This window comes from Allocoprococcus similis, assembly GCF_054660775.1.
On the sequence record NZ_BAAHSG010000012.1, the window covers coordinates 93,348 to 107,780 of the forward strand.

Consider the following 14,433-nt stretch of genomic DNA (forward strand, 5'->3'; position numbering starts at 1 on the left):
TATAAAAGCAACAAAGTAAAAACACGAAGAGGAGAAAAGAATTATGAAAAAAAGATTGTTTGCAACATTACTTGCATGCGCAATGACCGTATCACTGGTTGCATGTGGCGGTTCATCAAGCTCATCAGAAAAGAAGGAAGACACAAGTGATTCCAAAAAACAGGAAGCTTCTACAGAGGAAGAAGTGACTGATATCACAAAAATGTCAGATGATGAAATTAAAGAAGCAATGAAAAAAGAACCGGCATGGGGAACAACCATCACAGCAGAATATGATGGTGGTGACTGTACATCAGGACCTAGCATGGCAAAAGCACTTGGATACTATGATAATTGGGGATTAGATGTTCAGATCGCAGCTGGTACTGAAATCACAGAAGCACTTGGAACCGGAAAAGCACAGTTTGGAGCACATCATATTGCACATATGTTAGTTCCGATCACAAATGGAATGGACATTGTATTTACAGGAAGTGCGCAGACAGGATGCAAATCTTTATATGTACTTGCTGATTCAGGAATCGAATCAACAAAAGATCTGGAAGGAACAACTATTGGTATGGACAGCCCGATCGGTGGATCTTCACATAACATGATCATCCGTTTCTTCCTTGCAGACGGACTGAAACAGGATGCAGCAACATGTGTACAGGTTGAATCAAGTGCAGCAATCCAGTCTCTTCAGTCAGGTGATATCAAAGCTTGCCTTCTGAGTGACCGTTTTGCAAAGAAATTCGTAGATGACGGAACATTAAAAGTTCTTCGTTCTATCACATGGGATGATGATTTCAAAGATGAAACATGCTGCGTAATGGCTATGAGCGGAAAATTCGTAAAAGAAAATCCGGTAATCTCTCAGGTACTTACAAAATGTGTAATGGATGCATATATGTACATTGCAGAAAACAAAGACGAAGCTGCACAGATCATGCTTGATGAGGGTATGGTATCTGGTGACATCGAGCTTACAAAATACATGCTTGACCAGCAGAACTGGGCAGTATCCAATGCTGATACAAAGAAAACAATTGAAGCTGTTGCAAAGGACTACATTGATGCAGGAATCATCAGCTCTGACTGGACTGTAGATAAAGTCGTAGAGACAGCATGGCAGCCACTTGCTGAAAAAGTAAGCACAAAATAATCAGACGCATAAATGAATGAGGTGAGGAGCTTTGAACTCTGTGATGAGTGGAAGCTCCTCTTTTGTCTTATATATTAGGAAAGTGCCAAGGCACATTCTTTCTTATAATTGGAAAATTACGGGGGTTTTTCCGGACAAAATGTAAAAAAAGGAAGGAAAGAAAATGGAACAGAAAATGTTGACTGTATCTGGACTTGCAGTCAGAAATCTGCGGCATCGAAGAGTCAGGACGATGTTTCTGGCAGCACTGGTGCTGATTTTATCGGCAGCGCTGTTTACCAGCAGAGTATTAACAGAAAGTATGAAAACTTGTATTGATAAGACAGTAGATCGGATTGGGGCGGACGTGATCGTAGCACCGGGAGAATATGAATCAGATTTAAGCGATTCTCTGTTTTCGGGAGGGTTGTGCAGTTTCTATTTTGAAAAGTCTTTGATGGATCAGGTGCAAAAGACGGATGGAATTGACAAAATTTCTCCACAGCTCTACATTGCATCACTAGATGCGGCATGTTGTTCAGTTCCGGTACAAATTGTTGCTTTTGAACCGGAAAGTGATTTTATTGTACAGCCGTGGATGTCCGGAAGTAATGTGAGCGAATTGAAAAAGGGTCAGACTGTTGTTGGAAGCAAGATTACGGCAAAAGCGGGAGATAAAATTTCTTTCTTTGGACAGGAATATGAGGTTGCAGGAAAACTCGAAGAAACAGGAACCAGTTATGATAACTGCGCATTCATGAATTTTGAGACGGCATATACATTATTTGACAGTTTTCAGATCAAGTATGTGACAGATCTTACAGAACCGCAGAAATATGTTTCCCTTCTGACGATTCGGACGAAAGACGGAGCAGATCCGAAAGAAGTGGCGAATACGATCAACACAAAGATGAGAGATTCCGGGCTGAAAGCTTATACGGCAAAAGCAATGTCCGGAAAAGTTTCAGATACACTGGAACAGATGCAGTCTTACAGCGCGCTTCTGATCGGACTGTTGTTTTTAATGGCAGTCCTGGCACTGATCTGTATTTTTAACATTACTGTGAATGAACGTTTGAAGGAGTTTGGGGTACTACTTTCTATTGGTGCACGAAAAAGCCAGATTTTCCAGATGCTTCTTCTGGAAGCAGGAATGATCGGTGTGCTTGGAGGATTTCTTGGAGTGGTGCTCTCCGGAGGAGGAATCCTGTTATTTAAAGACGTGATCATGGAAAGCATGAATATGCCGTATCTGAATGTGAATGTTTCCCAGTATGTGATTCTTGCATTACAGAGCCTGGGGCTTGCTGTTGGTGTCAGCCTTCTTGCCACCTTATATGCGGCAGTCAGAGCGAATCGTATGGAACCATATAAACTGATCCAGGAGGTGGAATCATGATTGTAAAGACAGAAAATCTGAGTCGGGAATTTGTACGTGGAAAGAATCAGTTTTACGCAGTAGACCACGTGAACCTGGAAGTGGAAGAAAAAGAACTGGTTGCGATCATGGGGCAGTCTGGAAGCGGAAAATCCACCCTCTTCCATATGCTGACCGGGATCCTGAAACCGACAGAAGGAAAGATCACAGTGCTGGATCATGAGATTGAAAAAATGAATGACAGACAGTTATCGGTTCTGCGGGGAGGCGATCTTGGTTATATCATGCAGGGACAGAATCTTCTCCAGAATCTGACGGTCATGGAAAATATCCTGCTGCCGCTTTCGCTGGGGAAAAACCGGAAGCCGGATAAAGAAAGGATCACGTATCTGACGGAGCTTCTTGGGATTCAGAATATGCTTTCCGAATATCCGGCAAATCTGTCCGGCGGAGAGCAAAGGCGTGTGTCGATTGCAAGAACGTTTGCGCAGAATCCGAAACTGGTGGTTGCAGACGAACCCACCAGCAGTCTGGATATGGAAAATTCAGAGATCATTATGAAATATTTTCAGAAGATGGCAAAGGAGGGGACAACGATTCTGGTCAGTACCCATGACAGGGAGTTTGTAAATTATGCCAACCGGTGTCTGTGGATGAAAAAAGGAAAATTAGAAAAAAGAGAATTGGAGTAAAGAGATGCAGACCGAATTTATAAAGCTGGCAGTGATTTTTGTTGTCATTATGGTGATGGTTCTGGCAAAATTAAAGCTACGTGATGCGATGATCGCTGCCATTTTGCTGACTGTGATCCTGTTTGGAATTCCGCTTGGGGATGCAGCAAAACTGATGGTACAGTCGGTTTATGAAAAGGATACGCTGCTGGTGGTCGGAAGCTTTATTCTTGTAACCTTTTTGCAGCGGATCATGGAGAACCGGAAACTTCTGGAAAGAGCGGAGGTGGCACTGCAGAGACTTAGCGGAGACAGGCGTATGGTGTGTGTAATTGCGCCGGTGATCATTGGGTTCCTTCCGTCTGCAGGAGCTGTCAATATCTGTGGGGCGATCGTAGATAAGGCGACAGGAAAAGATCTGGATGTGGAAGAAAAGACGTTTGTGACCAGTTACTACCGCCATATTTCAGAAAGCTTTTCGCCGACTTATAATGCAATTCTGTTGGCGCTTTCCATTACAGCGGTATCAACCGGGCAATTTGTACTTTTTATGGCGCCGATGGTTGTGGTGCTTCTGGTACTGGGATATGTATTTTATTTGAGGAAGCTGTCGAAAGGATATGAAGTAGGTGAGGATGAAACGATTGACAAAAAAGAAGAATTCAAACAGCTTCTGTACTGTTTTTGGCCACTGGTGCTTTGTATTGTGCTTGTGATCGCACTGAATCTTTCTGTGATCAAGGTACTGCCGTTTATTATTGTGCTTTCGATTATTGTATATCGGTTAAGTCTGAAGGAAGTGCTGGATTTTGCAAAGACATCGGTAGAGTGGAGAATCATCTTCAATACGATCATTCTGATGATGTTCAAGAACATTCTTACCTATACAGGGGCAATCGGAAAACTTCCGGATTTGTTTGCCGGATCTGCAATTCCACAGTTTGCGGCATTTGGAATCATTATGTTTCTTGGAACGATCATCAGTGGAGCCAATTCTATGATTGTGCTATTGATTCCGCTGGCATTTGCAAGCATACCGCATGCAGGAGCCGGACTTCTGGTGTACCTGATGGCACTTTCTTATGCGGCAATGCAGATTTCGCCGACACACATCTGCCTTGCGATCATTACGGAATATTTCCAGGTGTCCTGGGGACAGTTGATGAAGAAGACAATCCCGGTTATTGTGGTGTTTGTAGTGATCCTGACAGGGTATTATGTATTGCTGAGTGGATTTGGAATATAGAAAATATGCTATATTTTTAGCAAAAGAGAAAAGAGTATAATTGCAAGAAGCCCGTCAGCAGATTTTAAAATCGTGCTAACGGGCTTCTTGCAATTATTATATTTAGGTAACGGTTTTAGTATTGGATTGATAATATTTTACATAATCTTCGTCTCTTCCAGCTTCTCAGAGAACGCCTCGTTCACCTTAATGATCGGCTTTCTAAGCACCAGTCCCACGATCAGGGACACCACAAGGAAGATACAAAGCTTTCCAAGATCGATCCAGTAATCCATACCGTAAAGCCCACCGACAGCTTCACGCAGGGCTGCCATACTGTGGGTAAACGGCAGTAGCGGATATACCGCTTTGAAGAATCCCGGGGCAACCTCGATCGGGAAAGTTCCGCCGGTTCCGGCTACCTGCATAACCAGAAGTACGACACTGACCGCTTTTCCGATATCTCCGAAGGAGACAGTCAGCGTGTAAATGATGTTGACATATACGATGCTGGATACCCATCCGGCAAGGAGAAAGAGGAACGGGTGCTCGCACTGGATGCCAAGGTAGAACAGATCACCGAGGCAGATCAGAGTACTCTGCAAAAGTCCGAGGATCAGGAAGATAAGGTATCTTCCAAGGTAAATCTGATGGAGCTTCAGATGCTTAAGTCCGGTGGTGCCGTTTTCGGATACAGTGACCTTGAGCATGGCAACCAGGACAATTCCGCCGATCCAGATGGAAAGTGTGGAGTAGAATGGTGCCATGGAAGAACCGTAATTTTCAATCGGGTACACTTTGTTGGTCTTCAGCTCTACCGGGGCGGCGAGGAAGGAACTGATACTGTCCTTATCACCGGAAATCAGATCTTCCAGTTCGGAAAAATCGCCGGTTGCTTCCATCTGACCAAGTCTGGAGGTGGTATCTGTGATCTTTGAGGCAGCCGTTTTCAAAAGCTCAGAAGAGGTTTCCAGAGCCTTCTGGATCTGCGACAGATCAGAACCTGCGGAAGAAGCAAGCGTATAGATTCCATCTGCACTTTCGCCAAGCTGGGAGAGCAGTTCGGATAAATCTTTTTTCGTGGAACCAAGAGAGCCGGACAGCTGTTTTAAAGAAGCAGATACATTGGTTTCATAGTCGGATTTGACAGCTGCAATTCCGGAAATACTGGAGCTGATCAGATCATCCAGCTCTTTTTTAGAGGTTGTTACATTGCCTGCTGTATCCCGCAGAGAGGAAGCTGCGTTCGTGAGTTTATCACGAAGTTCTTCCTGAACCGCAATGGAATCGTCTAATTTAGCAAGAATCGGTGCGGTAAGATCAGACAGCTCCGGGTGTGCATCTGCAATCTGTGCAATGCTGTCACGGATTCCCTGGTAAGACTGTACGATCGCATTGACGCGGCTTCCAAGAAGATCAAGAGTGCTGGCAACAGAAGAAGCATCCTGTGACTGCGACTGGAATGCCTGATCGATGGTCTGCGACATCTGCTCGTAAAAGCTTTTGGTAGAGGTCAGCGCAGTATTGATTCCGTCTGTAGCTCCGTCCAGAGTTTCCTGAATCCCGGAGAAGGACTGCTGTGTACCGGAAAGCGTATCTGCATTTGCAGAAGCCTGTTCTTTCGTTGCTTTTAAGAATTCGGCAGTTGTGTCCAGAAGCTGCTGCGCAGAATCGGTCATCTGTGAGAAGGAATGCAGTGTCGTCGAAGAAGCAGACAGATCAGAACCGATTTTATTCAGGTTTGTGATCAGTGTACCTGCAAGCTCATCCGAATCCCTGGAGTCTGCGGTATTTGCAACAGTCTGAAGCGCGGTCAGCACCGTATCGGAAATGGTTTCGATAAACACTTCGTTGACCTGTGTCTGGACTGCGGTTGCTCCTTTGTCTGTTACCTTCGGCGCAATGGCATTTTCTTTTGCATTGGAGTAATAGGTAATCTCCGGTTTTTTAATATCACTGGAAAATACACTCATCAGGTTCGTACTGAAATCTTCCGGGATTACAATTGCTGCGTAATATTCTCCGGATTTTACACCCTTCATTGCTTTGCTTTTGGTCGTAAATACCCAGTTGAGCTGTGTATTCTCCCGAAGAGCAGACAATACCTGATCGCCAAGATTCAGCTGGAGCGGGATCAGGTTTCCGGTATAGCCTTCATCTACGCTTGCTACGGCAACCTTCAGATTCCCCGTATTCCCATAGGGATCCCAGCTTGCCGCAATGTTGAACCATGCATAAAGGCAGGGAACCACTGTGACGCCGAGAACGACGATCAGCGCAATGACATTTGTTCTTATTTTCCGGATATCTCTTGTGAAGATGGTCCATATATTTCTCATTCGTCTTTTCCCTCCTTTACTTTTTTAAGAAATTCTTCTTCAGACAGATGGATATAGGAAAGCTGTCTGGAGGTCTTGTCGTGAATATATTCCACACAGATCAGATAGACGGCGAGTACGATCAGGGAAATGATCCACAGTGTCAGGTATACGATCTTGGATTCCAGGCCGAACATCAGAAGAAGAAAGATCAGCGGAATTACAAGAATCAGGATAAAACCGGTACGGATCAGCTTTGGATACCGTTTTTCGAACCGGTTGGCACGTTGGATAAAATCAGTCCGTCCGTCTTCGTCCTGCATCATGGTTTTCATCATCAGTGTAAGCTGTGGGCGGGAGAGCTCACCGGTTGCAGTCTCTCCCAGCATCAGGTCTGTCTCGGCAAGACGTTTGTCGAACAGATGGTTCAGATTCATCAGAAGTGGTCTCAGTACCAGTCCGATGAAGAATGCAAGGAGAAGGAAAAGCAGCAGGGTCAGCAGATCCTTTGCGTAGTTATTTTTGTAAAATCCGGCAATGCATTCACGCATAGCGCCAATTCCGTAAGAGAACGGAAGAAGCGGGTGCAGTCTCTGGAAAAAGACCGGTGTCATCTCAATCGGGTAGGTTCCGGAAGAACCCGGGATCTGCAGGATGACCAGAACAACGGCAAGCGCTTTTCCGATATGCTTGAAGGTAAGTGCCATTGCGTAGATCAGGTTGACGTATACAAAAGAGCAGAGCATACCGGCACATACAAATGCAACCGGGTGGACACACTGTACTTTCAGAAGCAGCAGATCTCCTATGCACACAATGAATCCCTGGATTAGTCCCGCTGCGACAAAGAGCATCCAACGTCCGAAATAAGCAGTTGTCGGAGAAAAACGGGAAATGGTTTCCTCTTTGTCTACTTCCTGTTTCAGGATGGATACCAGGATCAGTCCGCCAACCCAGAGTGCCAGATTAGTGTAGAACGGAGTCATTCCGGAACCGTAATTTTCCACATCATAAAGTATCTTTGAATTGATCGAAACCGGTGAGGACATAAAATCAGAAATGGAATCTGAGTCGATGCCTTCCAGTGAGATCAGATGCTGGTAGGTTTCGGAGCTTTGCAGAGCTTTTAGGTCAGCGGTAATATTTTCCAGAGCAGTATCTACGCTTTCAAGAGTTCCTCCGGTCTGACCAAGTGCGTCTGCGCTTTCGTTTAAACTGCTCTTTAACTGGGTAAGGATCACCTTTAACTGTGTGAGCGTCGGATTCACCCCGGTTAAAGTAGAAGAAAGGTTTCCGCTTAATGTGGCTAGCCCGTCAAGTGACTGGTTCAGCTGTGGCAGAAGCGACTGGTTCAGACTGCTTCTGTAATTCTGCAGAGACTGTCGGTTCTGGGCAGTAAGTGTCTCAAGCGTGCTCCTGGTATTACTTGCTGTAGTCAGTGCATTTCCTATGCTGGAATTACTGCTCCCAAGAGAATCAATGAGTTCCTGAAGAGAATCATTCTGTGCCTGGAGTTCTGCGATTTTTTCGCTGACGATACCGGACAGGGAAGAATCACTTCCGATCTGCTGTTGAAGGGCGGCAAGCTTTTCCAGGATTTCTTCATTTTTCTTATTTAAAGAGCTGGCAGAAGAAATGCTGTCTCCGATCGCAGTGTTGACCTGTGTGGCTTTTGTCTCAAAAGTTCCGAGCTTTAAGGCTGCGGAAGTATAGACATTATTTAAAAGTGTTTCGCCATCTGACAGACTGGTGGAAAATTCTGTGGAAAAGGTTCCGATCGCTGTCCGGCTGGTGGCAAGCAGATCGGATGTATCTGCAAGGGCAGCAGAACCGGAAGAGGCAACAGCATTTGCAGAGTCCAGTGTTTTCAGAGTGTCATCGATCAAAGAACCGGAATCCTTTACCGTAGCCTGGAAATCTTTCAGGGCGTTCTGATAGTCAGCAAGATTCTTACGGGTATCGGTAAGCGCCTGCATCAGCGTAGAATTTGTTCCGTCAAGCTTGCCGGTCAGTGTGCCGGCAGATTCCTGTACGATCTTCGCGACAGAGTCAGCAGCAACGGAAGAAAAGGTATCGTTAATCTGCTGCTGGATCGTGCTTGCGCCGGTGGCGGTGATCTTCGGAGCAATCGCATTTTTCTTTTCATTAATATAATAGTCGAGCTGCGGCTGCTTTAAATCTCCGGAAAGGATGCTGAGGAGAGACTCGCTGAAATCCTCCGGGATTACAATGGCAGCGTAGTATTTTCCGGAACGGACACCGCTTTTGGCTTTCTTTTCATCAACAAAGGTCCAGCCAAGCTGGTGATTTTCTTTCAGATTCTGTACGATGGTAGCTCCGGCATTCAGATCCATCGAACCGGTGTGTCTGCCAGTGTCACAGTTTGCAATTGCTACTTTCACATTCTGTGTATTGCCGTAAGGGTCCATATTGGCGGCAATGTTAAACCAGGCATAGAGCGACGGAAGGATGCACACGCCGACCATAACCAGTGCGGCAGCGGGGCTGTGCAGCAGTCGCTTTAGATCCCGGCGAAAAATTTGAAGCACTTTTTTCATAGAAACCTCCTGTAAAATTGTCATTGTCAGTGCCAGTATACTGGATAGTATAACAAAAGTCTGTCTGAAAATCCATGAGAAAAAATGACGTTCGGTCATAAATACAATCTGGATAAAGTTAAGCGTAAGATGATATTTGAAAAAACAGTGTTTTATGATATTCTATATTTATCCTATATTATTCCTATATTATTCACAGCTGTGCCGTGAATAATATAGGTTAAGTAATATTTTAGAACAAATTAAAATAGTATTGGTGATTTATGGAATTGTCATAATTATACATATGGTTTCTATTGGAAGCAAACTTCCGGATTTAGCAAAGTCGACAGTGGTAAGCTTTGTAATGGTAGTGATTGCGATTACCTTGAAAAATGTTGTGAAAAAACCTAATCTTCCAGGATTTGCGTGGGCTACACTGGTATCCTTTGTGGTTATGGCATCTACTTATTTTGGATCAGCAGCAATTTCAAATATTATCTTATCTTTAAAAGGAATGATCTAAAACCATACAGATAAAATGAGAGGTGAAGAATATGGATAATTTAGAATTAATGAAACAGGAAATCAGTAATCTTGCAAAAGAGAAAAAGGAAGAATTTGAAAAAGTAAGTGATTATATTTTTACAAACCCTGAACTGGCATTTAAAGAATATAAATCACAGGAAGCACTTTGCAAACTGTTGGAAAGCCATGGCTTTATTGTGAAACGAGGAATTGCAGAAATGCCGACTTCTTTCGAAGCAGTTTATGATTCTGGAAAACCTGGGAAAACAGTAGCACTTATGGGAGAGTATGATTGCCTTCCGGAAATCGGACATGGTTGTGGACATAATCTGATCGGAACATCAGCAGCCGGTGCAGGAATTGTATTAAAGGAAGTTATGGAAAAGCATGAGATAGGTGGCGTGTTAAAAGTATTAGGTACTCCGGCCGAAGAAAAGGGCAGTGGCAAAGCGATTATGGTTCGCCATGGAGTATTTAAAGGAGTTGATGCTGCACTTCTGATGCATCCGTGTGATGAATCTATGCCAGATGATATTTCTTTTGCAGCAATTACATTGGAATTCACCTTCAAAGGAAAACCGGCCCATGCGGCAGCTTGCCCATGGAAGGGAGCAAATGCACTGAGTGGAGTTCAGTTAATGTTCCATGCGGTTGATATGATGCGCTTACATTTTAAAGATTACAGCAGAGTACACGGAATTATTACAGAAGGCGGAGTGGCCCATAATACTGTAACAGATGAAGCGAAAGCAGTATTTAATATTCGTTCACTGGAATATGATTATATGATGGAAATGGTTGGTGCTATTCGTGATTGTGCGAAAGGAGCGGCAATTGCAACCAGGACAGAAGTTGAAGAAAGACAGTTGGATGAAGTTATCAAAGATGTGCGTAATGATAAGAAATTGGTTCAGTATGTTCGTAAAAACATGGACTTTATTGGTGAAGAGTATATAGAGCGTGACCTGACTCAGGGAATCGGTTCGACTGATGTTGGAAATGTAACCCATGAAATACCGGCAATTCAGTTTTATGTGAAATTGAAAGAGAATGTAGGGACACATACAAAAGAGTTTGCAGTAGCAGCAGGCGGAGAAGAAGGAAAAAGAAATCTGCATGCTTCCGTTCAGCTCTTGGCAATGAGTGCATTAGATGTATTAAGTGAGTAAATAGAAAGTGTATCATTTTTTAGAGAGTTCTAAAAAGTGATACACTTTTTTTGAAATATTGTCTTGAATGAATATTTTGCATTTGTTTAAAAATTCTTTAGAAATGCCCTTTCCATATCTTAACAATCTCCTGTTAAACTATGCTCATAAAAAGATAACGGGAGGAATTAATAAATGAGAGTATTGATTACAACAGACTGGTACGAACCGGTTATAAACGGTGTTGTTACTTCAGTTATGAATCTTTCCAGACAGCTAAGAGAAAGAGGACATGAAGTAAAAATTCTTACATTATCAAGAACATTTCATTCTTATATAGAAGGCGATGTGGTTTATGCAGGATCAATTGGACTTGGATGCATTTATCCGCAGGCAAGATTAAAAATTCCAAAGGCAGCAGGTGACTATATGGAAATGTTGCTTGAGTGGAAACCGGATATTGTGCATTCACAGTGTGAATTTTCCACATTTTTCTTAGCGAAAAAGATCGCATCTGAGCTTCACGTTCCGATTGTACATACGTACCATACGGTTTATGAGGATTATACCCATTATTTTTCACCGCAGAAAGTATGGGGAAGAAATATTGTGCAGTTGATGACAAAGAAACTTGCAAATGCGGTAGAAACCCTAATTGCACCCAGTGATAAGATCCGTAAGATATTGGAAGGATATCAGGTGTCTTGTCCGGTGGAAGTTATTCCATCTGGAATCCATCTGGAAAAATATCAGCTATGTAAAAAAGAAGACTGGCGTAAAAAAATCCGTATGCAGCTTGGTATATCGCAGGATGCACTGGTGTTGGTATATGTAGGCAGAATGGCAAAGGAAAAAAACATAGAAGAGCTTCTGGAATATCAGCAAGATGCAGGAAAATCCGGGGTGATTTTAGTCCTTGTAGGGGATGGACCATATCTTCCGGAGCTGAAAAAAAAGGTCGAAGAGCTAAAGCTCACTAAAAATGTGATTTTTACAGGAATGATTACACCGGAAGAAGTAGGACGCTATTATCAGGCAGGAGATCTCTTTGTCAGTGCTTCTACCAGCGAGACACAGGGAATGACTTATGCAGAAGCGCTTGCCGGCGGTATTCCACTCCTTTGCAGAAGAGACGGATGCCTGGAACAAGTTGTGACAGATGGGGAAAATGGATGGCAGTATGATGAAAAAGAAGATTATCTTATGAGAATCCAAGAATGGAAGGGGATGGGTGAAAATGCAAGAGGCAGGATGCAAAACAAGGCTGCTATTTCAGCAGAAAAATTTTCTTCCGGAAATTTTGCCGAAAGAGTGGAAAAAATCTATAAACAGCAAATACGAAAATACCGATATGAAAATGCAGCCTAAGAAACAGAGAAATCTGACTAGATTTTTTAATCTACTTTCGATAGCCGGACTGGCCGGATGTACGCTTCTTGCAATCTGGGCTTATAAAAGCGGCATTTTAAATTCGGTAGATTCTTTGCAGACATTTATCCGGAAATTCAGTTATACTGGAATGCTTGTTTTTATTCTGATCCAGGTTGTGCAGGTTATTATTCCAATCCTACCGGGTGGAGTCAGTTGTCTGGGTGGTGTGATCTTTTTTGGGCCGTGGCTAGGATTTCTTTATAATTATATTGGTATCTGCATAGGATCAATTGCAGTGTTTGGAATTTCAAAGACAATAGGAAGGCCGGTTTTATACAAAATGTTTTCTGAAAAAATGATAGAAAAATATGATGGATGGACCCAGAAGGACGGTAAATTTTTGAAATTATTTGCACTTGCAATCTTTTTCCCGGTGGCACCGGATGATTTCTTGTGTTATCTTGCGGGAACTACAAAAATGACGTGGAAACAGTTTACAGCAGTTATTGTACTTGGAAAACCATTTTCTATTGCACTTTACAGTCTGGGGCTTACGACAGCATTTAAGATGTTATTTTCATTATAAAAGGAATAGGGTAAAGATTATGAAAACATATATATACAGAGGTGGGTTTCCGATTGTAGAAAAAAGTGGTGTCGGAAAAGCGATCGAGCATCAGGAGAAAATGTTGAATGCAGTACAGGCACCGCGTGCAGCCAGGTGGAAAGAAGCAACCGTGGTTCATATGAATACAGTTTTTCCGGATTCAGTGATTGCGGCCTTTATAGCAAAAATGCAGAAGAAAAAAGTGATTTATTATGGGCATTCTACAATGGAGGATTTTAAAAATTCCTTTATTGGTTCTAATCTTGCAGCGCCGATTTTTAAAAAATGGATCTGCTTTTGTTATAATTTGGGTGATGTTATTGTGACGCCAACCGAGTATTCCAGAAAACTGTTGGAAGGGTATGGACTGAAACGAAAAATTTATTCGATTACTAATGGTGTGGATACAGAATTTTTCAAACCTGATCCAGAGGGGAGAAGACGATTCCGTGCAAAATATCAGCTACCGGAAGAGCAGAAGGTTGTGATATCTGTGGGACATTTGATTGGAAGAAAAGGAATTCTGGATTTTCTTGAACTGGCCAGAATGATGCCAAAAGTACAGTTTATCTGGTTTGGAGGCGGCAATGAAAGCCTGGTGACAGCAGAAATCAAAGAGGCGATATCAAAGAAACCGGATAATGTATTGTTTGCAGGATTCGTAAAGTCTGATGAACTGCGTGATGCATATTGTGGGGCGGACGTGTTTTCGTTTATGAGTTATGAGGAAACGGAAGGAATCGTTGTTTTAGAAGCGCTTGCCTGTGAAATTCCGACAATAGTAAGAAACATTCCTGTGTATGAAGGATGGCTTGAAGATGAAAAACAGGTATATAAAGCAGAGACAATAAAAGAGTTTCAGGAAAAGATAACTGCGATTTTCAGTCAGGATGTTCGTTTGATGAAAAAGGAAGAACGGGAAATTGCTTGTAATAAAAGTCTTGGAAAAGTTGGAGAACGATTGCTGAGGCTATATTTTGAAATGGAATAAGGGACGTTCAGCCGCGCCATTCGCAAAAGCGTGCCTGCGGCACTTGTCGCTGCTGCGCAGCTATTTTGTTCATAGAGTGGCGCTCATCTCATCCTTATAATCAGCCGTCTTTTCATGCGAGCATGAAATCCGTCTGACTATACGGATGGCTGAACTAATGTCAGAATATTCTGAATTGCGCAAAATATAAAAACAACATTGACAATTCCAAAAAGACGTGGTAAGATACCATTTGTTCGCTGGTCGAGACAGAGACTAAGGAGTGGCATGCAGAGGCAGAGCGGATGAAAAATAAAAAGTTTTGCATAAAAATTTGAGCATGAGTATGGGAATATTCAGACGAAAACTTTGAAAAAAGTAAATTGCAAAAAGAAATCAAAAAGCTGTTGACAAGCTGAAAAGAATATGCTATTCTAAATAAGCTGTCACGTGAGGAACTGCTTCACAACAGCAAAAAAGAAATAAAAAAGTTGTTGACAAACATGAAACGCTTTGATATAATATAAAAGCTGTCGCGTGAAACGGCAACAACAAAA

Annotated in this window: 11 protein-coding genes; 9 read left to right on the forward strand and 2 right to left on the reverse strand. The window is 42.9% G+C overall.

Annotated features, from left to right (window positions below; translation table 11 throughout):
* The first annotated feature begins 43 nt into the window (after positions 1 to 43).
* The 4 genes from ACYQ5K_RS07335 (at position 44) to ACYQ5K_RS07350 (ending at position 4,418) form a co-directional block, all read left to right on the forward strand.
* Positions 44 to 1,144 (forward strand): ABC transporter substrate-binding protein, encoded by a 1,101-nt coding sequence (locus tag ACYQ5K_RS07335; protein ID WP_204575823.1) that lies wholly within the window; start codon positions 44 to 46, stop codon positions 1,142 to 1,144.
* Between the two features lie 163 nt (positions 1,145 to 1,307).
* Positions 1,308 to 2,522, forward strand: coding sequence for an ABC transporter permease (locus tag ACYQ5K_RS07340; RefSeq protein WP_459777417.1), 1,215 nt, complete (start codon positions 1,308 to 1,310; stop codon positions 2,520 to 2,522).
* On the forward strand, positions 2,519 to 3,193 hold the full coding sequence (locus ACYQ5K_RS07345) for an ABC transporter ATP-binding protein (protein ID WP_008373005.1): 675 nt from the start codon (positions 2,519 to 2,521) through the stop codon (positions 3,191 to 3,193). The genes ACYQ5K_RS07340 and ACYQ5K_RS07345 overlap by 4 nt, the downstream gene beginning before the upstream one ends.
* A gap of 4 nt (positions 3,194 to 3,197) precedes the next feature.
* The gene (locus tag ACYQ5K_RS07350) at positions 3,198 to 4,418 is read left to right on the forward strand and encodes a DUF401 family protein (RefSeq protein WP_204575827.1); all 1,221 of its coding nucleotides are present in this window, start codon (positions 3,198 to 3,200) and stop codon (positions 4,416 to 4,418) included.
* Between the two features lie 137 nt (positions 4,419 to 4,555).
* Here ACYQ5K_RS07350 and ACYQ5K_RS07355 read toward each other — a convergent pair whose 3' ends face one another.
* Positions 4,556 to 6,736, reverse strand: a complete 2,181-nt coding sequence (locus tag ACYQ5K_RS07355) for a YhgE/Pip domain-containing protein (protein WP_008373011.1) — start codon at positions 6,734 to 6,736, stop codon at positions 4,556 to 4,558.
* Complete coding sequence (locus ACYQ5K_RS07360; protein ID WP_459777418.1) at positions 6,733 to 9,273, reverse strand: YhgE/Pip family protein; 2,541 nt, start codon at positions 9,271 to 9,273, stop codon at positions 6,733 to 6,735. The genes ACYQ5K_RS07355 and ACYQ5K_RS07360 overlap by 4 nt, the downstream gene beginning before the upstream one ends.
* A 286-nt stretch (positions 9,274 to 9,559) precedes the next feature.
* Here ACYQ5K_RS07360 and ACYQ5K_RS07365 point away from each other — a divergent pair, with 286 nt between their 5' ends.
* The 5 genes from ACYQ5K_RS07365 (at position 9,560) to ACYQ5K_RS07385 (ending at position 13,897) form a co-directional block, all read left to right on the forward strand.
* Positions 9,560 to 9,778, forward strand: coding sequence for a hypothetical protein (locus tag ACYQ5K_RS07365; RefSeq protein ID WP_243259236.1), 219 nt, complete (start codon positions 9,560 to 9,562; stop codon positions 9,776 to 9,778).
* A 31-nt stretch (positions 9,779 to 9,809) separates the two neighbouring features.
* A complete protein-coding gene (locus ACYQ5K_RS07370; RefSeq protein WP_459777419.1) occupies positions 9,810 to 10,949 on the forward strand; it encodes a M20 family metallopeptidase in 1,140 nt (379 codons plus the stop codon).
* A 174-nt stretch (positions 10,950 to 11,123) separates the two neighbouring features.
* Entirely contained in the window at positions 11,124 to 12,296 is a 1,173-nt protein-coding gene (locus tag ACYQ5K_RS07375) for a glycosyltransferase family 4 protein (RefSeq protein WP_459777420.1), read from the forward strand.
* Positions 12,280 to 12,885: a TVP38/TMEM64 family protein gene (locus ACYQ5K_RS07380; protein ID WP_173687449.1), complete on the forward strand. Its 606-nt coding sequence runs from the start codon at positions 12,280 to 12,282 to the stop codon at positions 12,883 to 12,885. Before ACYQ5K_RS07375 ends, ACYQ5K_RS07380 begins: the two co-directional genes overlap by 17 nt.
* A 19-nt stretch (positions 12,886 to 12,904) precedes the next feature.
* Positions 12,905 to 13,897: a glycosyltransferase gene (locus tag ACYQ5K_RS07385; RefSeq protein WP_173687450.1), complete on the forward strand. Its 993-nt coding sequence runs from the start codon at positions 12,905 to 12,907 to the stop codon at positions 13,895 to 13,897.
* Positions 13,898 to 14,433 lie beyond the last annotated feature (536 nt).

Excerpts from the sequence above, each read along its gene's own strand:
- ACYQ5K_RS07335 (WP_204575823.1), top strand. The coding sequence starts at position 44 with ATGAAAAAAAGATTGTTTGCAACATTACTTGCATGCGCAATGACCGTA.
- ACYQ5K_RS07340 (WP_459777417.1), top strand. The coding sequence starts at position 1,308 with ATGGAACAGAAAATGTTGACTGTATCTGGACTTGCAGTCAGAAATCTG.
- ACYQ5K_RS07345 (WP_008373005.1), top strand. The coding sequence starts at position 2,519 with ATGATTGTAAAGACAGAAAATCTGAGTCGGGAATTTGTACGTGGAAAG.
- ACYQ5K_RS07350 (WP_204575827.1), top strand. The coding sequence starts at position 3,198 with ATGCAGACCGAATTTATAAAGCTGGCAGTGATTTTTGTTGTCATTATG.
- ACYQ5K_RS07355 (WP_008373011.1), bottom strand. The coding sequence starts at position 6,736 with ATGAGAAATATATGGACCATCTTCACAAGAGATATCCGGAAAATAAGA.
- ACYQ5K_RS07360 (WP_459777418.1), bottom strand. The coding sequence starts at position 9,273 with ATGAAAAAAGTGCTTCAAATTTTTCGCCGGGATCTAAAGCGACTGCTG.
- ACYQ5K_RS07365 (WP_243259236.1), top strand. The coding sequence starts at position 9,560 with ATGGTTTCTATTGGAAGCAAACTTCCGGATTTAGCAAAGTCGACAGTG.
- ACYQ5K_RS07370 (WP_459777419.1), top strand. The coding sequence starts at position 9,810 with ATGGATAATTTAGAATTAATGAAACAGGAAATCAGTAATCTTGCAAAA.
- ACYQ5K_RS07375 (WP_459777420.1), top strand. The coding sequence starts at position 11,124 with ATGAGAGTATTGATTACAACAGACTGGTACGAACCGGTTATAAACGGT.
- ACYQ5K_RS07380 (WP_173687449.1), top strand. The coding sequence starts at position 12,280 with ATGAAAATGCAGCCTAAGAAACAGAGAAATCTGACTAGATTTTTTAAT.
- ACYQ5K_RS07385 (WP_173687450.1), top strand. The coding sequence starts at position 12,905 with ATGAAAACATATATATACAGAGGTGGGTTTCCGATTGTAGAAAAAAGT.